This is a genomic window from Sorangium sp. So ce281 (assembly GCF_051527395.1).
Classification (GTDB): domain Bacteria; phylum Myxococcota_A; class Polyangia; order Polyangiales; family Polyangiaceae; genus Sorangium; species Sorangium cellulosum_B.
In genome coordinates this window covers 7,246,496-7,266,118 of record NZ_CP150322.1, presented here as the reverse complement: position 1 = coordinate 7,266,118, position 19,623 = coordinate 7,246,496, and the positions used below count along the sequence as shown (strand labels likewise).

Below are 19,623 nucleotides of genomic sequence, written 5' to 3'. Positions count from 1 at the left end.
GCGCCCCGCAAGCCCCTCTCGCCCCGGGCGAAGGGGATTTCCGGAGGAGCGCGATTGCCGAGGGAGCGGGGCCTCCGCCGGAGAGGGCGCCTTTCGAGCCTTTCGAGCCTTTCGAGCCTTTCGAGGAGGCGAGCGCCTTTGTCGGGTTGCACGCTCGATTCGACGGGGGATGGTGAGCCCTCTTGGCTTGACGTGGAATCCCGGGACGCGGCGCGGGCGACTCCCCGGGTGTGCGGCGATCGCCCCGCGAGCGCGCACGCGCGCAGCGCCATGAGCAGGGCAGTCCCTCGGTCTACGTCGAGAGTTACGTCGAGAGCGGGTCCGCCGCTTGCTTGACGTTCGAGACGTCGTGAGCCGCGGGCATCCACGGATCGGCCGGTGGAGCGCGCCGCGGAAATCCAGGAAGGGAATCCACCATGATGCGCCATCATTTCAAGCATCGCGTCGCCGTGATCGCCGCGCTCGCCGCGAGCGTCATCGGCAGCTCCGCGCACGCGGGTGGGCGTGGAGGTTACGTCCATCAGGACGCGCAGATCTCCCAGCTGCAGCAGCGGCTGGAGGAGGCGAGCCCGCGGTCCGAGGAGACACAGATATCGGACGGCGCCCTCGCGAAGGTGATCTCCGCGGCCAACGAGGTGGAGATCTCCCTTGCGATGATCGCCCGCAAACAGGCGCGGTCGCGCGAGGTGAAGGATTTCGCCAGGGAGATGCTCGAGGCCCACACCCAGGGGAACATCCGCCTGAGCGCGCTCCTCCGGCGTCTCCGGATCAAGGCGGAGCCGACGCGGGCGAGCGCGATGATCGCCGGGCACTCGTCCATCATCGCGGCGTACCTCCAGAAGCAGCCGGCCGAGAGATTCGACGCGACGTACGTGGCCATCCAGGTGAGGATGCATACCCATGCCCTGCGGATGCTGGACGAGCGGGCCATCCCGAGGGTGAAGAGCCGGGAGCTGAAGCAGGAGCTCCAGCGCATTCGCGATGAGGCGGCGAGCCACCTGAAACGGGCGCAGGCCATCCAGGCGACGCTGGCGAAGGGACAGGAGCGCTAGCTCTCGCGGTCGGGGGCGGCGGCCTCGCCAGGGTCAGGGGGCGAACACCGCGCGCACGCACGCCTCCGCGCGCGCCTCGAAGAGGCGGTATCCGCGCGGTCCGTCGTCGAGGCACATCCGGTGCGTCAGGAGGTACGACGGATCGATGTCGCCGCGCTGGATGTGATCGAGCAGCCGCGGGATGTACCGCTGTCCGTGCTGCTGGCCGGTCCTGACGATGAGCGCCTTGTTCATGAGCGCGCCGAGCGGGATCTTGTCGGCGAACCCGGAATAGACGCCCACGATGGACACCGTGCCGCCCTTGCGGCAGGCCAGCATCGCCTCGCGCAGCACGAGCGGGCGGTCGCTCTGCATCCGGAGCGCCTGCTTCACCCGATCGACCGCGTGCTGCAGGCCCGTCCCGTCGGCTTCCATGCCCACCGCGTCGATGCAGGCGTCTGGGCCGCGCCCGCCCGTCATCTCGCGGAGCGCCTCCTGGACGTCGACCTCGGCGTAGTCGAGGGCGTCGGCGCCCCCGTGCGCCTTCGCCATCGCCAGGCGGTCCGCGATCCGGTCGATCGCGATGACGCGCTCGGCGCCGAGGAGATAGGCGCTCTTGATCGCCATCTGACCGACGCCCCCGCACCCCCAGACGGCGACGACCTGGCCCGGGCGGATGTCGCAGAGCTCGGCCGCCATGTAGCCCGTCGAGAGCGCGTCGGAGGCGAACAGGGCGCTCTCGTCCCGCACCCCGTCGGGGACCTTGAACGCGCCGTGATCCGCGAACGGCACGCGCACGTACTCGGCGTGGCTCCCCGCGAAGCCCCCGAATGCATGCGAGTAGCCGAAGATCGCGGCCGTCGTGTCCCCGAACACCCTGTCCGCCACCACGTGATGAGGATTCGAGTTCTCGCAGAGCGACCACAGCTCGCGCTGGCAATACGCGCACCGCCCGCACCCGATGATGGACGAGACGACGACGCGATCGCCCCGCTGCACCCGCTTCACCTCCGCGCCGGTCTCCACGACCTCGCCGAGGAACTCGTGCCCGAGGATGTCGCCCTGCTTCATCGCCGGGATGTACCCGTGGAGCAGGTGCAGATCCGAGCCGCAGACCGACGACAGCGAGACGCGGACGATGGCGTCGTGCGGGCTGATGAGCTTCGGCTCGGGCACCGACGCCACGACGATGTCATCCACCCCATTCCAGCAGATCGCGCGCATGGTCACTCCCTCTCACGGCCTGCCCGGCCGGACGGCTGCCCCGCCGCCGTCGGGATCTCGCCGATCTCGATCCATTGCCTCAGCCGCCGCAGCTCGCCCCGCAGCTGCCGCCTGGGCAGCTCCGCCAGCAGCTCGCCCGCCGCGCGCGCGAGCCGCCCCCGCGGCCGCGCGCCCGGCAGCACCACCTTGATCTCCGTGCCCCTGTCGCCCGGCGCGGTCGCGAGCGAGACGACGCCTGTCGGCGTGCGCTCCGGGCCACCCGCGCCGGCCGCCCGGATCGTCGAGGCTTGCCTCTTCGCGCCGGCCTCCACGCGCCCGATGCTCGGCAGGAGGCGCCGCACGCCCGCCGCGTCCTGCAGCGCGTCCAGGACCGCCGCCCGCGCGCGGCTCACCGTGACGCTGCTCGCGATCCGCGGGGCGCGGGCCCCGAGCGCCCGCAGCGCCGACGCCGCGATCTCGACCCCGAGCGCCGGCCGCTCCTCGGACAGCCCGGCGACCCGCTCGTAGATGCGGTATGCCGCCGTCTCCAGCCGGCTCAGGAGCAGCCCCGCGATTCCCCTCCTCCCCGGCAGCCGCGCGCAGTTCGCGCGCTGCGCCGCCGCGCTCTGCCGCTCTCCCGGCGGGGCGCTCTCCTGCTCCGTCGGGGGCGCGCCTTCACCGCCGCTCCGCTCCCGGTCCGCGCTCTGCGCGCCCCTCTGCGCCGCGGCGCGCGCTCGCCGGCCAGCCTTCGCCCGTGCCATCTCTCCTCCTTCGAGCCTCGCCGAGAGAGCCCGCGAAGGCGCCTTGCAAGCAGGCGGCCACTCGCGCTGATCCAGGCGCTCACGTCTCAAGGACGCTCCGAACATGCCACCGCCGTTGCGAGCGGACCCAACAAGGACATTCGCGCGAGCCTCGCCTCCAGGGCGAACGACGGCGAGCGATGGCGAGCGAGGCGAACGATGGCGAGCGATGGCGAGCGATGGCGAGCGATGGCGAGCGATGGCGAGCGATGGCGAGCGATGACAAAGATGGATTGCAGCGAGGAAAGAAGAAGGTTGCAGGGCCTGAGCTTCCAGGCGATACTCGCCGCGCCAGGACGCTCCGCGATTCAATTGACGTCCGGCCCAGAGCGAGCGCTGATTAGCATAACGTAGATACGGAGATACGAACGTATGAAGACTAGAATTTTCCTGCGTGCTTTTAACTTGGCGGTCTGTGGACTGGCTGTCGCGGCGTTCGCGGCGTGCGGCGACGACGGCGGCGACGGCGGGAGCGGGGGCGCCGGCGGCGCCGGCAGCGCCGGCAGCGCCGGAAGCACGACCTCCGCGGGCACCGTGGACCCGTCGACCACGACGGCGAGCACGGGGAGCACCGACCCCTCCACGACCTCGACGGCCGCGAGCACCTCGGCGTCGACGGGCGCGGGCGCCGGCCCCCAGACGATCGAGATGATCGATGACATGGAGGACAACGACAACGCCATCCTGGCCAAGGGCGGGCGTGTCGGTTACTGGTACACCTTCAATGACGCGACGGAGGGGGCCAAGCAGACCCCGCCGCCCGATCCGGAGGGGACCGGGGAAGAGCCTTTCACGATGACGGCGCTCGAGCCGGCGCGCGGGCAGAGCACGTACGCGGCGCGCTCGTGGGGGACGGGCTTCACGGAGTGGGGCGCTGGCTTCGGCTTCGATCTGAACAGCCCCGAGGGGGTCAAGGCCTCCTATGACGCCTCGGCGTACACCGGAATCACCTTCTGGGCGAAGCTCGGCCCGGGCTCCGGCACGAGCGCGACCGTCATGATCTCGGACCCGGGGACGGATCCTGTCGGCGGTGCCTGTTCGGAGAAGTGCGACGCGTGGCAGAAGACGTTCCCCGTCACCGAGGAGTGGCAGCAGTTCACCATTCCCTTCGCGGACCTGAAGCAGGGCGGCTGGGGCGACCCGGCGGGCACGGACCAGATCGACGCGGCGAAGCTCTACTCGCTCCAGTTCCAGATCGGCAAGGCGCCCCAGTTCGACCTCTACATCGACGACCTCGGCTTCTACAACTGAGCGCCGTCGCCCGGGCCGCGCCGGGGGCTCTCCACCACGCCTCTTGGCCCCCGGCACGTCCCAGGGAGCATGCGTGACGCGCGACACGCGACGCGCGACACGCGACAACCGACACGTGACACGTGACGCGCGGCGACCCGGGCGTCCTGCTCCTCTGCGCGCTTCCAACAAAGTGCTTGCATCAGAGGCCCCTCCCAGGCGAACGTGGCCGCGCTCTGACGCCCCTTGCGCCCAGGACAATGCCTCTCCTCGAGCTCGCATCGATCACGAAGCAGTTCCCCGGGGTGAAAGCCCTCGATGGCGTCTCGTTCGACCTCCAGGAAGGCGAGATTCACGCCCTCTGCGGCGAGAACGGCGCGGGTAAGAGCACCCTCATCAAGATCCTGTGCGGCTACTACCCCGCAGGCACCTACGGCGGCGAGATCCGCTTGAACGGCGGCGTCGTGCAGTTCAGCAGCATGCGCAGCGCCGAGGAGCACCGCATCGCGCTGATCGCGCAGGAGCTCGCGCTCGTGCCCGATCTCAGCGTCGCCGAGAACCTCGTGCTCGGGCGGGAGCCCGTCCGCGGTGGGCTCATCGACTGGGACGCGGTGCGGGCCCTGGCGCGGGAGGCGCTCGCGCGCGTCGGGCTCGACATCGATCCCGAGCGCCCGATCAAGGAGCTGGGCATCGGCCAGCAGCAGATGGTCGAGATCGCGAAGGCGCTGCTCAAGGACGCGAAGATCCTCGTCCTCGACGAGCCCACGGCGGCGCTCACCGAGTCCGGCGTGAAGACGTTGCTCGGCCTGCTGCGCGATCTGCGCGCCCGCGGCGTCTCCTGCATCTACATCAGCCACCGGCTCGAGGAGGTCTTCGAGATCGCCGACCGCATCACGGTCCTCCGTGACGGGAAGTCGATCACGACCCAGCCGAGGACCGCGCTCTCGCCCGACAGCGTCATCTCGTACATGGTCGGCCGCGAGGTGACGAACCTCTACCCCTGCCCCCCGCCGCCGGAGGGCCCCGTCGCGATGTCGGTCCAGGGCTGGTCGGTCGAGGACGCCGGGCACCCCGGGCGGTTCGTGCTGCGCGACGTGAGCTTCGAGGTGCGCGCCGGCGAGGTGCTGGGCATCGGCGGCCTCATGGGCGCCGGCCGCACCGCGCTCCTCTCGACGATCTTTGGCGCCGCGACGAGCCGCGTCACCGGCGCGATCTCGGTCCGAGGCGGGCCCGCGACGCCGCCGTACAGGGCGCCCGCGCAGGCGATCGACGCGGGCATCGCGCTCGTCAGCGAGGATCGCAAGCGCTACGGCCTCGTGCTCGAGGCGACCCTGCTCGACAACATCACGCTCGCGACCCTGCGGCGGTTCGTGAAGGGGCTCTTCCTCGATCACGCCGATCGGGAGGTCACGGCGGTCGAGCAGATGAAGGCGCTCAGGACCAAGGCGTCTGGGCCGCTCGCGCTCGCGAACCAGCTCTCGGGCGGCAACCAGCAGAAGATCGTGATCGGCAAATGGCTGATGACGGGGCCGCGGGTGCTGCTGCTCGACGAGCCGACCCGGGGAATCGACGTCGGGGCGAAGGCGGAGATCTACCAGCTCATCCACAAGCTCGCTTCGGATGGGCTCGCCGTGGTGCTCGTGTCCTCCGATCTGCCGGAGCTGCTCGGCATGAGCCACCGCGTGCTGGTCCTCAACCAGGGCAGACCGACGGCCTGCCTCGACCGGAAGGACGCGACCGCGGAGCGCGTGATGTCTGCTGCAACGAGGAAGGTGACGGAATGAGCGAGGCCAAGCTTCGCGTGCGTATCCCCTGGCGCGCCCTCTCGATGGTGGGCTCGCTCATCGCGATCTGGATTGCCTTCTCCATCACGACCGATGGGACGTTCGTGACGCCGCGCAACCTGACGCTCCTCGCGCGGCAGATGTCGGTGACCTCGATCCTGGCCATCGGCATGGTGATGGTCATCGTCGCGGGGCAGATCGATCTCTCGGTGGGCGCGCTCGCCGGCCTGCTCGGCGCCTCATCGGCGATGATCTACGTGAGCCTCGGCTGGCCGCTGCCGGCCGCCTTCATCCTGCCGCTCCTGCTCGGGGCCGTCCTTGGCTTCGTGCAAGGGGCCCTCGTGGCGCGGCTGCGGATTCCCCCCTTCATCGTCACGCTCGGCGGGATGCTCATCTTCCAGGGCTGCATCCTCGGCTTGACAGGCGGTGTGTCCATCTCGCCGGCGCGTCCTTACCTGTTCGTGGGCCAGGCGTACGTGCCGCACACCCTCGGCTGGGCGGGCGCTGGCGTCCTCTGCGTCGGGCTGCTGTACAAGGCGGCGCGCGCGACCGGCACGGCGCGCTACCCGTGGATCGGGCTCGCCGTGTTCTCCCTCGCGTTCGCCGCCCTGATGAACTCCTACGAGGGGGTCCCGTTCCCCGTGCTGGTCGTGCTCGTGCTCGCGACCGTGTTCACGGTGCTCGCGAAGCACACGAGGTTCGGGCGGCACCTCTACGCGATCGGCGGCAACCGAGAGGCGTCCTTCTACTCCGGCATCAGCATCGATCGTCACCTCATCGCCGTGTTCACGCTGATGGGCGTGATGGCGGGCATCGCGGGCGTGGTCCTCACCGCCCGCGTCGGCTCCGCGACCTCGGACGCCGGCCGGATGATGGAGCTCGACGCCATCGCGGCCGCCGTCATCGGCGGCACGTCGCTCCTCGGCGGGCAGGGCACCATCTGGGGCGCGCTGCTCGGCGCGCTCGTCATGGCCTCGCTCGACAACGGCATGAGCCTGATGAACACGGAGAGCTTCTGGCAGCCGATCATCAAGGGCATCATCCTCATCCTCGCCGTCGGCATCGACATGGCCAGCCGCAAGACAAGAGGTCACTGAGCCGCCGCTCGCGTTGCGATGACCGGGGCCGGGCAGCCCGGCAGGGCCTCAGCCGGGCTGCCGGCAGGACCTCACTGCGGCTGCGCCGCCCCGAGCTCGGCGATCTCCTGCTCGATCTGCTCCCACTCGGCCATGAGCGCGTCGATGCGCGGGCCGAGCGCCTCGTCCTCGGCCTGGAGCGCCGCGATCTCGGCCTGTCCGGTGCGCTCGAAGAAGCCGTCGCTGCAGTAGAGGTCGTGGATCGCCTTCTTTCGCGCCTCGGCCGCCTCGATGGACGCGAGCACCTTGTCGCGCCGCGCGGGCAGCTCCTTCTGCCGGTTGCGACGCCGCTTCTGCTCCTCCCAGGAGCCGCCCGCCTCCGCGGGCGCGGCCGCCTTCTGGTGCTCGCGCTTCGCCTTCAGCACCACCGTGTCGGCGTCGAGGTGATCGTCGCCGCAGCCGGCCAGGTACTCCTCGTAGGTGCCGGGGAAATCGCGCGGCCCGCTCGGCGTCACCTCGAGGATGCGCGTCGCCAGCTCGGAGACGAAGTAGCGATCGTGCGAGACGAAGAGCACCGTCCCCTCGAACGCCTTGAGCCCCTCGACGAGCCCCTGGATCGCCTCGAGGTCGAGGTGGTTGGTCGGCTCGTCGAGCACGAGCACGTTGGGCCGCTCGACGATGATCCGGCAGAAGATGAGCCGCGCCGCCTCGCCGCCGGAGAGCGAGCCGACGCTCTTCTCGACGTCGTCGCCCGAGAAGAGCGCCCTGCCGAGCTGGCCGCGGACGTAGCTCGGCGACTCGTCGGGGCACGCCGCCCACAGGAAGGAGAGCGGCGTCATCGACCCGTCGACGAGCAGCTCGCGGTGATCCTGGGCGAAGTAGCCGACGCGGGCCTCGTGCCCCCACGACGCGCCGCCGGCGTCGGCCGCGAGCCGGCCCACGAGGATCTTGAGCAAGGTCGATTTGCCTAGCCCGTTCGGCCCGATCACCGCGACCCGCTCGCCCCGCCGCACCGACAGCGAGACGTCGCGCAGCACCTGCTTCGCGCCGTACGACTTCGAGATCCCCTTCGCCTCGAGCACGTCGCGCCCGCTCGGCCGCTGGATCGCGAACCGGAACAGCGGCGAGCGGCGCGACGTGTCGGCGAGCTCCTCGACCTCGATCTTCTCGATCTGCTTGAGCCGGCTCTGCGCCTGGCGCGCCTTGGTCGCCTTCGCGCCGAACCGCTCCACGAACGCGCGCTTGTCCGCGATGATCTTCTCGGCGCGGGCGATCTCGGCCTGCTTGCGCTCGCGGATCGCCCGCTTCTCGACGACGAAGGCGGCGTAGTTGCCCGTGTAGAGCGTGATCGTCGCGTAGTCGACGTCGAGGACGTGCGTGGCGACGTTGTCGAGGAAGCGCTGGTCGTGGGAGATGACGACCGCGCAGCCCTTGTAGCCGGCCAGGAACTTCTCGAGCCAGCGGATGGAGAGGATGTCGAGGTGGTTCGTGGGCTCGTCGAGCAGCAGCACGTCCGCGCCGCCGAGGAGCACCTGCGCGAGCAGCACGCGCAGCTTGAAGCCGCCCGAGAGCGTGGAGAGCGGCCTCCGGTGCGCCTCCACGGGGATGCCGAGCCCCTCGAGGACGGCGCTCGCGCGCGCCTCCAGCGTGTAGCCGTCATGGGCGCGGATGCGATCCTCCAGGTCCGCCACCCGGCCGGCGTCGCCGCCGTCCTCCGCGAGGCGGCGCGACTCGACGAGCGCCTCCCACACGACGCGATCGCCCATCATCGCGAGATCCAGGATGATCTGGTCGTCGCTGAGGAACCGGTCCTGCCGGAGCACGCCCACGCGGGCGTCCTTCGGGATGCTGACGCTCCCGTCGCTCGCGGGCTCGTCGCCCGCCACGATCTTCAGGAAGGTGGTCTTCCCCGAGCCGTTCGCGCCCACCAGGCCGTAGCGGGATCCGGGGTTCAGCTTGAGCGAGACGCCCTCGAAGAGGGTCCGATCACCGAATGATTTCGCGAGGTTCGAGGTTCCGAGCATGGCGCTGTGGGGGCTTGGGTCGCGGCGCGCCGGGGCAGCGCGCCTCGCGGTGCGCCGTCAGCGGCGCGGCGGGGCGCACAGGCATAGCACCGCGCCCCGCGCGGGAGCCGGTGAACGTGCGTCAGCGCGCGCCGGCGCGGCGCGCGCCGCCGGCGTGGCGCGCGTCCGGCTGGCGGGGAGGCCCGCCGGCCGGACGCCGGCGCGTCAGTTGATCTCCGGGCACAGGATCTTGTCCGAGGCCGCGTCCTTGTTGTTGCCGTCGTTGCACTCGTCGATCGCCCCGTCCGGGTCGACGACGGCGTAGATCAGGATCGACAGGTTCGACGGGAACTTCTCGATGGTGGCGGTGAGGTCCACGCTCGCCCCGGGCGCGATCGGCCCCGGGATGACCTCCTCGTGGAGCGCCGTCCCGCCCTGGCCGGGATCGCCCGCGTAGTACCGGATCCGCACGTCGCTGGCCGGCGCGGAGCCGGCGTTGGTGACGGTCGTCGGGACGTCGACGTGCTTCATGGCGCACTTGTTGGTGTTCACCCGGCCGACCTCGATCTGGAGGTCCGGGCGCGCGCTGCCGGCGTCGAGGGGCGCGGTGAGCGCGTTGTTGTCCTCGTGGCACTCGCGCTCGACGGCGTCCTCGTCGACGACCGCGCGCACGCGGGCGGGCAGCGTCTGCTGCGCGTTGTGCGCGGCGCTGTAGCTCACCGTCAGGAGCAACGAGCTGTGCGGCTCGATGCTGCTCTGGAGGACGAACTGCAGCGGGGCGAGGTCCTCACCGTAGAGCGGCTCATCCACGTCCGGCGTGTCCCACTCGCCGTAGAAGTTGATGGCGACGCCGGGGCCCACGCGGAGATCGCCGAGGTTCTCGACGCGCACGGTGATCGCGACCTCGTCGGTGAGCTCGCCGCAGGTCGCGTCCGGGGACGAGACCTGGATGCCGCTCAGCGCGAGATCCGGCGCGATGCCGTACGACCGCGGGTTCGAGCGGTAGGTGTTGTAGACGCGGCCGCCGTACGGCTTCCAGCTCTCGGGCTCCTTCAGGGGGATGCCGCCGCTCTCGAGCACGTTCGTCACGTGGTAGCTGTGCTGGTTCCAGATGCGGCGCGCCGAGACCCAGAGGTCGTTCTGCGCGCCCCAGACCTCGAGGCCGTTGTTGTAGTCGGTGCCTTGCGAGCAATGGGTCGACTCGTTCGAGGTGCCGAACACGATCTCCGCGTTGCCGTCGTTGTCGACGTCGGCGACGATCGGGTACTCGGACCGGGTGCGGCTCGGCGAGGGCACCTTGAACAGGACGTCGGCCGTCACGCCGTCGTAGATGCGGAAGTAGCACTCGTCGTTGTAGATGACCTCGGCGGCGCCGTCGCCGTTGAAGTCGAACACGCTCGACCCGGTGGTGCGGCTCGAGTCGTCCTCGGTCAGGCGCTGCCAGCCGTTGTGGTAGCAGACGCAGGTGCCCCGCTGCTGGTTGCACGTCGCAGCGCCCGGGGCGCCGCAGTCCTCGTCCGTGGTGCACGGCTTCCCGTTCGGGGTCCGCTCCGGGTTGTCCTGCAGCCCCGCGACCCCGTCGGTGAGCGCGTTGGGCCACGCCGGGCACTCGGCCGTCGGCGCCTGGAGATCGAACATCATGTAGCGGAGGCCGAACGCCGTGCCGACCTCGGGGAAGCCGTCGCCGTCGAAGTCGTCCACGTTCGGGGCGCCGCCGTCGAAGGTGGTGCCCAAGGCCGTCATCACCTGGCGGCGCTTGATGGTGCCGTCCTGCCCGTTGAGCACGAAGAAGTACCCGTTGTTGAACAGGATCACCTCCGGGCGCTGATCGAGCGGGTTGCTCGGCCCGGGCGCGTCGTCCTGGTCCTCTCCGAGGACGTCGGCCACGGCGCAGAGGCCGTCGCGCTGTTCGGTCGGGATCCCGGCCGTGCCGTTGACGGTCTGCCCGTCCCAGACCTCGATGAGCTTCCCCTCGCAGTACGCCGTCGCCTCCTTGTCGGTGTACGGCGGCGCGCACCCGGCCCTGCTCGTCACGCCGGGCGGCGGGCGGGGCAGCCCATAGGCGGTGCTGCCCGCGACGATCTCCAGCCGGGGGTCGTCGTTGAGGTTCGCGACGCAGGCGATGGGCCCGAGCCGGTTGCTCTGGTTCCCCGGTGACCCCTGCATGCCCTGGGCCTTGTCGCCCTTGAAGTGGTCGACGATCGAGAGCTCGCGGGTCGCCTCGTCGACGCGCAACGTGAACACGTTCGGCCCGACCACGATCTCCGGGAGCCCCTCTCCGTCGATGTTGGCGAGCGCGGGCGACGGCTCGTTGTAGCCCGTCCAGAGCGCGTCCGTGAGGACCTTGGTCTCGCCCGTGTTGCTGAAGATCTGGAGCCCTGTCTTCGTCACCTTCGTGGAGCCCACCATCTCCACGACGGCGGTGATCGCGACGATCTCGGGGACGCCGTCGCCGTCGAGATCGCCGACGGCCAGCCCGGCGGTCGGCATCAGCGTCGCGTCTGCGCAGGCGTAGGGCGCGTCGATGGGGTCGCCCTCGTGCCAGACCTGCCCGCCGAGCACCGCGAAGTAGTTCTCTCCCTTGCGGGGACCGCCGCCGTGGATCGCGCGGAGGACGCCGTTCTTGTCGAAGTCCGAGCCGCAGAACGTCGTGAAGATGATCTCGGGGAAGTCGAGCTCGTTGATGAGCCCGTCGCCGTTGTCGTCGTCGAGGTTGGCGACGAGCGGCGTCATGACGGTCTGCGCCGAGGTCTTGAACGGGCTGTTGGCGGCGTCGGAGTTGGCGCGGTCCTCCCCTCCCCACTGGATCTCGCTCTGCGGCAGGGCGCCCGCGAACGGCTCCGGCGGCAAGAGGCACGTGGGCGCGGCGCCCGTGCCGGTGCAGGAGCCGACCTCGCAGGAGGCATAGGTGGGGCAGTCCCAGTCGTCCTCGCAGGGGCAGCTGGCGGTCCCGGCGCCGTCGTCGGTGCACTCGCTCTCGAAGTAGGCCGATCCGCCGCACGTGAAGAGCTCGCTCGTGGTGCTGCCGTTCGACACGCACAGCCGGAGGCTGTCGCCGTCGCACGTCCGCTCGCCGGGCGTGCAGGCATCGACGACGCAGATGGTGCCGTTGCAGAACTGGTTGAAGGCGCACTCGAGGTCGCTCTGGCAGGCGATATCGACGCAGCGCGCGCCTGCGTCCGGGGGCGTCTCGCACACCTCGGTCGCGTCGCAGGTGAGGTCGTCGCACGTGTTGTCGACGCAGGCGCCTTGTCCGTCCTCCTCCTCGCAGTGCTGGTCCTCCCGGCAGCTCACGTCCTCACAGCCGCTCTCGCCGCCGGCGCCGCCCGACGCGGCCATCGACCCGACGAACCCGCCGCCATCGCCCGAGCTGCTGCTCGTGCCGCCGTTGCCCCCGCCGCCATCGCCGGGTGGCAGGGCGACATCCGGATCACCGCCGCAGGCCGCTGCAGCGAGCAAGAACCAAGGAAGGGCGCGGGGAAGCAACCGCCGGGGGCACGTGGGCATGAGGCGATTGTACGAGCGCGCTGTCAGCATGGAAGCGCGTTCGCGCGCAGGATCGTGCGGCGAGTGGGAGCTCTGCCCACGATGGGCGTCGCGCGCGGCGGCGAGCAGCGGCAAGCGGGGAGAGGAGGAGCGGGCCACGCGAGCCGTGGGGACGGCCGCGATGAGGGCCGAGAGCTCCGGCGCACGGAGGGGAGCGGAGGTGACCTGGGTGCGCGTGCCGATCGCGCGGCGACAGCGCGAGTGTCGTGCAGCGCAGGAGTCCAACAGCGCGCTCGTTCCGCCCGCGGAGCCTCACGCCCCGCCGCGCTCCAGCGCCTCTTGCAGCGCGCGAACCTCGCGCGCGAACGCGGGCTCGGTGCGCAGCGCGGCCGTCCGCTGATCCGGCAGCGAAAGCGTGCGGTCGGCGACGACGCGCGCCGGCCGCGGGGACAGGACGACGGCGCGCTCGGCGAGGTAGGCGGCCTCGGTGATCGAGTGGGTCACGAAGAGCACCGTCATGCCGAGCTCGGCCCAGAGCGCGCGGAGCTCGTCGTCGAGCCGGCTCCTCGTGAGCTCGTCGAGCGCGGCGAACGGCTCGTCGAGCAGGAGCAGCCGCGGGCGCGTGACCAGCGCGCGGGCGAGCGATACGCGCATGCGCATGCCGCCGGAGAGCTCGGCCGGGTACCGCGCGCCCGCGTCGGCGAGGCCGACCTGGACGAGCGCCGCCCGCGCCGCCGCGCGGCGCTCGTCGAGCGGCGCGCCGGCGAGCTCGAGCGGCAGGGCGGCGTTCTCGAGGACGCTCCGCCAGGGCAGGAGGTGGGCGTCCTGGAAGACGTACGCGAGGGGGGCGCGCGCGCCGCCTGCGCCGCCCGGCGCCTCCTCGGCCTCCACGACGGCCGCGCCGGCGTCGGCGCGGTCCAGCCCGGCGACGAGCCGCAGCAGGGTGGATTTGCCGCACCCGGAGGGCCCGAGCAGCGCGACGAACGCGCCAGGCGCGATGTCGAGATCGATGCCGTCGATCGCGATCACGCCGGGGGCGCCGTCCCGCGGCGCGCGGCCCGCGCCGTCCAGCACCGGGAAGACGCGCCGGACGCCGGTCAGCCGCACGCGGACGCCGCCGCTCGCCCTGGCCCTGTTCGTCTGCATCTGCGCCCGGCGTTCTATCCGCGCCGCCGCCGGTTGACCAGGCGCTCGTGCGCCGCGCGCCCGCGCCGAGCAGCCGCACGCGCGCCGAGCGGCCGCCGCGCCCGGACCCTCAGCTCGACGACGCCGTTCGCACGCAGCGGAAGCCGCCGCCGGCGAAGCGGTAGTGCGCCTCGAAGCTCGTGCGCGCCCAGGTGCGCAGCGACTGCGCGCCGTACATCCACGAGCCGCCGCGCATCACGAGCAGCGGCCGATCCGAGGGCCGCGTGTTGCGCGGGTTGTGGGAGGGGCCGTCCGCGTAGAAGTGCGGATCGTCGTAGTCCTCGCACCACTCCCACACGTTGCCGGCGAGGTCGAGGATGCCATACGGCGAGGCGCCCCCCGGCAGCGAGGCGACGGGCACCGTCCCGCCCTCGCGGTTGTCGTAGTTCGCGCGCGCGGGCCCGGGCTCGGCGCGCCCCCACGGGTATTTGCGGCCGTCGGCGCCGCGCGCGGCCTTCTCCCACTCGGCCTCGGTCGGCAGGCGCTTGCCGGCCCAGTTGGCGTAGGCCCGCGCGTCGTCCCACGACACGTACACCACGGGGTGGTCCTCGAGGCCCGCGGGGATCTCGCCGCGCCTGAAATGGGCGAGGAGCCGGCTCGCGTCGTCGTCGTCGGGGCGGTACCCGGTCACGTCGAGGAACGCCTTGAACTGGCGGTTCGTGACCGGCGTGCGATCCATGTAGAACGCGTCGACATGGACCTTCCTGCGCTGCTGCCCGCTCAGGAACGGCCCGCCGGGGACGAGGATCATCTGCTCGCCGGTCTTCTCGCGGACCGTCGGCGCGAGCTCGCGCCCGTCGGACGAGGACCGCGACGGGGCGGGCGAGAACTCCGAGAGCGCCTCGTCGAGCCGCGCCCGGAACTCCGCGCACGACGCCGGCCTCCCCGCCGGGTCCTTCGAGAGCGCGTCGAGCACGAGCCGGTCGAGGGCCGGCGGGAGGTCGGGGCGCACAGACGAGGGGGGCGCCGGCGCGTCGGCGACGTGGGCCATCATCACGGCGAAGTGGTTGGGGCTGTCGAACGGCACCTGCCCTGTCGTCAGCTTGTAGAGCGTCACGCCGAGAGAGTAGATGTCCGAGCGCCGATCCGCCGCGTGGGGGCTCTTCACTTGCTCTGGCGACATGTAACAGCACGTCCCGAGGAACGCGCCGCTCAGCGTGTACGTCGTCCCCTCCAGGATCTTGGCGATGCCGAAGTCGACGATCTTGGGGGAGAGGCCGTCTTTCCCGGTCGTGACGAGGATGTTGTCGGGCTTGAGATCGCGATGGATGATGCCCATGCGGTGCCCCTCGTCCATCGCGTCGAGGACGCCGCCGAACAGCGCGCGGATCTCCTGGAAGGGGATGCGCCCGCGCCACCGCTCGAGGTGCCGCACCAGCGTCGACCCGTCGACGTACTCCATGACGATCGCGAGCAGGTGATCGCGCTCGACGAAATCGTAGACGGCGACCACGTTCTCGTGGCTCCAGGAGCGGAGCACCCGCGCTTCCCGCGCGAACCGCCGCCGGATCTCCGGGTTGCCGCAGAGGTTCGAGTGCAGGCATTTGACGGCCACGACGCGCTCGCGCGCCCGGTCGTAAGCGCGGTAGACGACGCCCATGCCGCCCTCGCCGAGCGTCGACTCGATGCGATAGACGCTGATCTCCGTCCCGGGCAGGAGCCGCACCGGCGGCAGCGGCAGGGAGGCCGGCGGCAGCCCGAGGGCGCCGAGCTGCGTCGCGGGGAACGCCGTCGCGGCGAGGGCGGGGCTCGGATCCGGCGCGGTGACGAGCTGGCCGCACGAGGGGCAGAAGCGGGCGTTCTCCGGGAGCGGAGCGCTGCAGCCGGCGCACCGGGGAGGGGAGTCCTGGCCCATCGGTGGCCAGGGAGTCTCGCACAGGTCGGGGCGGCCGTGGGCGGCGAATGTGGGGCGCGCGGGAGCCGGTGACGTCGACGGAGGTGAGGTAAGATCCGGCCCATGGACGACTGGCTCCACCGCGCGCCGACCGCCCTTCGCGGCAAGCGCATCTTCCGGCTCGGGCTCGCGGCGAACTACGGCATCGACGAGGGCGGGGTGCGCGCGGCGATGGACCGCGGCGTCAATCTCTTCCTCTGGACGATGCGCTCGGGCGGGCTCGGCAACCCGCTGCGCGAGGCGCTGAAGGGGCGCCGCGACAGCGTGGCCGTGGTCGGCTTCGCGCAGCTCGGCTGGTTCGGCTGGGGCGTGCGCAGGGGCGCCGAGAAGCTGCTCCGGGAGCTCGGCACCGACCACCTCGATGTCTACCTGCTCGGCTGGCTCGGCGTCGGGTCTGCCTGGACGAGCGCGACCGAGCGCGAGCTCGTTCACCTGCGCGAGAGCGGCAAGGTGCGGGCGCTCGGGGTGAGCATCCACGACCGCCCGCGGGCAGGCGGCCTGGCCGGGTCGTCGCCGCTCGACCTGCTCATGATCCGCTACAACGCCGCGCATCCCGGCGCGGAGCGTGACATCTTCCCGCACGTGCGCGACGCGAAGCCGAGCATCCTCGCCTACACGGCGACGGCGTGGCGCCGGCTGCTGAAGCGGCCGAAGGGCTGGGATCGCCCGGCGATGACGGCGGGCGACTGCTACCGATTCCAGCTCTCCAGCCCGCACGTGGATCTCGCGCTGACGGGGCCGAAGAGCCGGGCCGAGGTGGAGGCGAACCTCGACGCGCTCGCGAAGGGTCCGCTCACCGCCGACGAGGAGGCGTGGATGCGGGAGTTCGGGCGCGCCGTGCACGGGTGAGGGGGAGGTGTCGGTGGATCGGCTGATCATCGCGAGCACCGTTGTTCTACCGGCGGAGGCGGCGCGCTCGCTCTCGGAGGGCGTCGCGCCGCACGCGCTCGAGCTGGCCGCGACGCGCTCCGCGAAGAACCTCGCCGTCGTCGGGTCGGATCCGCTCGTCCTGGGCGCCGAGGTCGTCTTTGGCCAGCCGCACCCGGACGACGTGTGCGCGGCCCCGCGGCTCCGCTGGGTGCACCTCAGCACCGCGGGGTACGCCCGCTACGACGTGGCGGCCGTGCGCGCCGCGCTCGCCGCCCGCGGCGCCGCCTTGACGACGAGCAGCGGCGTCTACGCCGATCCCTGCGCGGAGCACGCGCTCGCGTTCCTGCTCTCGGCCTCGCGTCGGCTGCCCGAGTGCCTCGAGAACCAGCTCGGCCCGCGCGGCTGGCCCGACGCCTCCGTGCGGTCGAGGAGCGCGCTCCTGCGCGGCCGGCGGGTGCTCCTCCTCGGCTTCGGCGCCATCGGCCGCCGCCTCGCCGCGCTGCTCGCGCCGTTCGATGTGGAGCTCTGCGTCCTGCGCGCCCGCCCCCGCGGCGGCGAGCCTTTTCGCGTGGTCGCGCGGGAGGAGCTGGGCGACGCCTTCGCCTGGGCGGATCACGTGGTCTCGAGCCTGCCCGAGGCCGAGGGCACGCGGCGGCTGGTCTCGGCCGCGCTGCTCGCGCGGATGCGGCCGGACGCGTGGTTCTTCAACGTCGGCCGGGGCGCCACGGTGGACCAGGCCGCGCTGCTCGAGGCGCTCGAGGCGCGCCGCATCGCGGGCGCGTACCTCGACGTGACGGATCCCGAGCCGCTGCCGCCGGAGCACCCGCTCTGGCGCGCTCCGGGCTGCGTCATCACGCCGCACACGGCCGGCGGGCGGCGCGAGGAGCCGATGGCGCAGGTGGAGCATTTCCTGGCGAACCTGCGGCGGTTCGAGCGGGGGGAGCCGTTCGTGGACAGGGTGATCTGAGGTGGCGGCGCGCGCCGGGCAGTGGGCGGCGCGTCACTCCAGCTGGATCTGATACCGAGGCAACGGGTCTCTGCTCGTCCCGCGTGAGTCGGATGTTCGCCGCTTGCTCTCCTCTGATGAACAGCTCGGCGAGATTAACATCCTTCTGGCGATCCATCTGGATGATCCGGAATCGACCGGAGAGGTCGGGAAGCGCCTTGGTGAACGAGCTGCAGAGCGGGTTGATCAGCCCGGGATGTTGTCGCGATGCGCCACGCGGCGTCGCCGAGAGCCTTATGCCGCAGGACTGTGCTCTTCCAGTACGGCGGTCCCCGGTCGGGTGAGCGACCAGCAACGTCGGTCGGCTCGCCGAGCGCGGAGAGGAGGCGGGCGATGCTGATTGGCTCGGTCACCATGGCGGCTCTCGCGCACCCCGCCGTGAATCACCAGCGGTAGTGCTGCCCTCACGGTGGAAAGATGCCGACAGCCTGGAGCGATCTCCGGCGTGGGTCGCTTGATTTCGAGGAACGGCCTTTGCCTTGTTGCAGGACCGACGTTTCTCGCCCTACTCTGCGACGATGATTCGTACAAGCCGACGCCACTTTGGTCGCCAAGCGTTCATGAGCATGCTGCTGCTCGCAATAGCCGGTGTCGAGCGGAGCGCCCGGGCGGACGGGGTGGCACCCCTGGAATTGACGGCAAAGCTCGTGGAAATTCCCTCCAAGATGCCCCCCGATGACCTGTACGATTACGCCTACGTGATGCGCTACCAGGTCCAGGGCGGGGCGCTCGACAAGCAGTTCATCCTTGTCGCGCACTACAAGCCGCTCGTGCCGCGCTCCAAGATCAAGGACAAAATGAAGGAGCAGGTCGGCGGAAAGCTGCGCAGCTTCAACCAGGGCGACGTTCACAAGATGAAACTGACGGCTGATCTGAAAGCCATCTGGAAGGGCGCGCTCGTGGACGAATATGCCGCTACGGATCGCGGGAGCGTCCGCTATTGGTGCCTCCAAGTCGACCCGGATTGACCTTGCGCTCGGGAGAAACTCGATTGAACTTCAGACGACTACGTGCCCCGGGCGCCTGGCTGGTAACCTGTGGTTTGGCCGCGGTCGCCGGCTTTCCGTTCATTGCGGCCGAGCGCGCGGCTCGGCAAAACGATGTGCGAGTGGCCCGCCTGGAGGCGACCCTCGGCGAGCGAGGCGACGCGCTCGCCGAGCTCGGACCAGCGCTGTCTTTACGAGTTTCACGGCTGGAAGGCCTGCTCTCGAGCTGGGAGACGATCGGCGGCTGCGGAGCCGGTAGCTCCACGGGCGCGGGGGGCGGCATCAAGTGGATCGGCCACAGCGTGACCGGGGGGCTATTCGAGCTGCAGACACTCGGCACGTACACGCATCTGCCCGACGGCTACAACCTCAGCCTCAGTCCTCAAGTCTCGCGTAATCTGAGCGAGAAATGGAATGTGGGGCTCGTGGTTCCGCTGCTCTACAAGTACTACCGCGACTACTACGGCCTGCCCGTGGACGTCTCGAACTCCGGCGTGGGTGACGTCGCGGGGTTCGTCACGCGGCGCTTCGGCGAGATCAACTCCACCAGCCTGACGTTGCTGGTCGGTGTCCCGACCGGCGTGCACGACGCCCAGTACAAGAAAGACTATCTCACGCAGGAGAAGCAGCTTGGCCTCGGCAAGGTGAGCGGCAGCATGACGCTCGACCATACGATCGACAAGACGTGGGGGCTGATCGTGCTGGGCGGCTCGTTCGGCTACCGCGGCGGGGAAAACGAGCTGGGCAACTACCGCGCACCGGCGGCCGCGCTCTACGGCTACTCGGGCTATTTCTGGGGGCCGTTGGTGCCGTCGCTCGGCCTGTCGCTGTCGCATTTCTTCGGTGCGGATCGCGACCGTGGGCTCGACCAGGAGGTGCAGCTGTGGGCAGTCACCGGCACGCTGGCCGTGGAGTGGTCGAACGCCTGGCTGGCGATCCTGGGGGGCGTGTCGCTGCCGCTCGGCTGGGACAAGCGCGGAGTCGTCGACGGCGCCGAGAGCAGCAGCCAGGGCGTGGGCCTGCAGCCGTGGACGGCAGGCATCGGCTTCACCGTCTCACCGTTCTGAGA

Annotated in this window: 14 protein-coding genes; 8 read left to right on the top strand and 6 right to left on the bottom strand. The window is 71.0% G+C overall.

The genetic code is table 11. The features are described 5' to 3' along the window. Positions 1 to 416 precede the first annotated feature (416 nt). Positions 417 to 1,052: a DUF4142 domain-containing protein gene (locus WMF27_RS27360; protein WP_437765925.1), complete on the top strand. Its 636-nt coding sequence runs from the start codon at positions 417 to 419 to the stop codon at positions 1,050 to 1,052. A gap of 33 nt (positions 1,053 to 1,085) precedes the next feature. Here WMF27_RS27360 and WMF27_RS27355 read toward each other — a convergent pair whose 3' ends face one another. Both WMF27_RS27355 and WMF27_RS27350 read right to left on the bottom strand, forming a co-directional pair. After that, on the bottom strand, positions 1,086 to 2,255 hold the full coding sequence (locus WMF27_RS27355) for a zinc-dependent alcohol dehydrogenase (RefSeq protein ID WP_437943096.1): 1,170 nt from the start codon (positions 2,253 to 2,255) through the stop codon (positions 1,086 to 1,088). 2 nt (positions 2,256 to 2,257) lie between these two features. Beyond that, on the bottom strand, positions 2,258 to 2,995 hold the full coding sequence (locus WMF27_RS27350; RefSeq protein WP_437765927.1) for a hypothetical protein: 738 nt from the start codon (positions 2,993 to 2,995) through the stop codon (positions 2,258 to 2,260). Positions 2,996 to 3,439: 444 nt separating this feature from the next. On the opposite strand from WMF27_RS27350, the gene WMF27_RS27345 reads away from it, so the two are divergent. From WMF27_RS27345 to WMF27_RS27335, 3 genes are all read left to right on the top strand, one after another. Further along, the gene (locus WMF27_RS27345) at positions 3,440 to 4,285 is read left to right on the top strand and encodes a CIA30 family protein (protein ID WP_437765928.1); all 846 of its coding nucleotides are present in this window, start codon (positions 3,440 to 3,442) and stop codon (positions 4,283 to 4,285) included. 239 nt (positions 4,286 to 4,524) lie between these two features. After that, the gene (locus tag WMF27_RS27340; protein ID WP_437765929.1) at positions 4,525 to 6,048 is read left to right on the top strand and encodes a sugar ABC transporter ATP-binding protein; all 1,524 of its coding nucleotides are present in this window, start codon (positions 4,525 to 4,527) and stop codon (positions 6,046 to 6,048) included. After that, the gene (locus tag WMF27_RS27335) at positions 6,045 to 7,145 is read left to right on the top strand and encodes a sugar ABC transporter permease (RefSeq protein WP_437765930.1); all 1,101 of its coding nucleotides are present in this window, start codon (positions 6,045 to 6,047) and stop codon (positions 7,143 to 7,145) included. Before WMF27_RS27340 ends, WMF27_RS27335 begins: the two co-directional genes overlap by 4 nt. 71 nt (positions 7,146 to 7,216) lie before the next feature. Here the strand turns inward: WMF27_RS27335 and WMF27_RS27330 are convergent, their stop codons facing one another. From WMF27_RS27330 to WMF27_RS27315, 4 genes are all read right to left on the bottom strand, one after another. After that, a complete protein-coding gene (locus WMF27_RS27330; RefSeq protein WP_437765931.1) occupies positions 7,217 to 9,148 on the bottom strand; it encodes an ABC-F family ATP-binding cassette domain-containing protein in 1,932 nt (643 codons plus the stop codon). A 204-nt stretch (positions 9,149 to 9,352) separates the two neighbouring features. After that, positions 9,353 to 12,634: a CARDB domain-containing protein gene (locus WMF27_RS27325; protein WP_437765932.1), complete on the bottom strand. Its 3,282-nt coding sequence runs from the start codon at positions 12,632 to 12,634 to the stop codon at positions 9,353 to 9,355. Positions 12,635 to 12,925: 291 nt separating this feature from the next. Beyond that, positions 12,926 to 13,759, bottom strand: coding sequence for an ABC transporter ATP-binding protein (locus WMF27_RS27320; RefSeq protein ID WP_437765933.1), 834 nt, complete (start codon positions 13,757 to 13,759; stop codon positions 12,926 to 12,928). Between the two features lie 109 nt (positions 13,760 to 13,868). Next, positions 13,869 to 15,653 (bottom strand): SUMF1/EgtB/PvdO family nonheme iron enzyme, encoded by a 1,785-nt coding sequence (locus tag WMF27_RS27315; RefSeq protein WP_437765934.1) that lies wholly within the window; start codon positions 15,651 to 15,653, stop codon positions 13,869 to 13,871. Positions 15,654 to 15,755: 102 nt separating this feature from the next. Here WMF27_RS27315 and WMF27_RS27310 point away from each other — a divergent pair, with 102 nt between their 5' ends. From WMF27_RS27310 to WMF27_RS27295, 4 genes are all read left to right on the top strand, one after another. After that, complete coding sequence (locus tag WMF27_RS27310; protein WP_437765935.1) at positions 15,756 to 16,541, top strand: aldo/keto reductase; 786 nt, start codon at positions 15,756 to 15,758, stop codon at positions 16,539 to 16,541. A 13-nt stretch (positions 16,542 to 16,554) separates the two neighbouring features. After that, positions 16,555 to 17,529: an NAD(P)-dependent oxidoreductase gene (locus tag WMF27_RS27305; RefSeq protein WP_437765936.1), complete on the top strand. Its 975-nt coding sequence runs from the start codon at positions 16,555 to 16,557 to the stop codon at positions 17,527 to 17,529. A 599-nt stretch (positions 17,530 to 18,128) separates the two neighbouring features. Further along, on the top strand, positions 18,129 to 18,536 hold the full coding sequence (locus tag WMF27_RS27300; RefSeq protein ID WP_437765937.1) for a hypothetical protein: 408 nt from the start codon (positions 18,129 to 18,131) through the stop codon (positions 18,534 to 18,536). A 23-nt stretch (positions 18,537 to 18,559) separates the two neighbouring features. Continuing rightward, positions 18,560 to 19,621, top strand: a complete 1,062-nt coding sequence (locus WMF27_RS27295) for a hypothetical protein (protein WP_437943091.1) — start codon at positions 18,560 to 18,562, stop codon at positions 19,619 to 19,621. Positions 19,622 to 19,623 lie beyond the last annotated feature (2 nt).

Bases quoted from the DNA above. Each gene is read 5' to 3' on its own strand.
- WMF27_RS27340 (WP_437765929.1), top strand. From the start codon at position 4,525: ATGCCTCTCCTCGAGCTCGCATCGATCACGAAGCAGTTCCCCGGGGTG.
- WMF27_RS27360 (WP_437765925.1), top strand. From the start codon at position 417: ATGATGCGCCATCATTTCAAGCATCGCGTCGCCGTGATCGCCGCGCTC.
- WMF27_RS27325 (WP_437765932.1), bottom strand. From the start codon at position 12,634: ATGCCCACGTGCCCCCGGCGGTTGCTTCCCCGCGCCCTTCCTTGGTTC.
- WMF27_RS27335 (WP_437765930.1), top strand. From the start codon at position 6,045: ATGAGCGAGGCCAAGCTTCGCGTGCGTATCCCCTGGCGCGCCCTCTCG.
- WMF27_RS27315 (WP_437765934.1), bottom strand. From the start codon at position 15,653: ATGGGCCAGGACTCCCCTCCCCGGTGCGCCGGCTGCAGCGCTCCGCTC.
- WMF27_RS27300 (WP_437765937.1), top strand. From the start codon at position 18,129: ATGAGCATGCTGCTGCTCGCAATAGCCGGTGTCGAGCGGAGCGCCCGG.
- WMF27_RS27330 (WP_437765931.1), bottom strand. From the start codon at position 9,148: ATGCTCGGAACCTCGAACCTCGCGAAATCATTCGGTGATCGGACCCTC.
- WMF27_RS27310 (WP_437765935.1), top strand. From the start codon at position 15,756: ATGGACGACTGGCTCCACCGCGCGCCGACCGCCCTTCGCGGCAAGCGC.
- WMF27_RS27350 (WP_437765927.1), bottom strand. From the start codon at position 2,995: ATGGCACGGGCGAAGGCTGGCCGGCGAGCGCGCGCCGCGGCGCAGAGG.
- WMF27_RS27355 (WP_437943096.1), bottom strand. From the start codon at position 2,255: ATGCGCGCGATCTGCTGGAATGGGGTGGATGACATCGTCGTGGCGTCG.
- WMF27_RS27320 (WP_437765933.1), bottom strand. From the start codon at position 13,759: ATGCAGACGAACAGGGCCAGGGCGAGCGGCGGCGTCCGCGTGCGGCTG.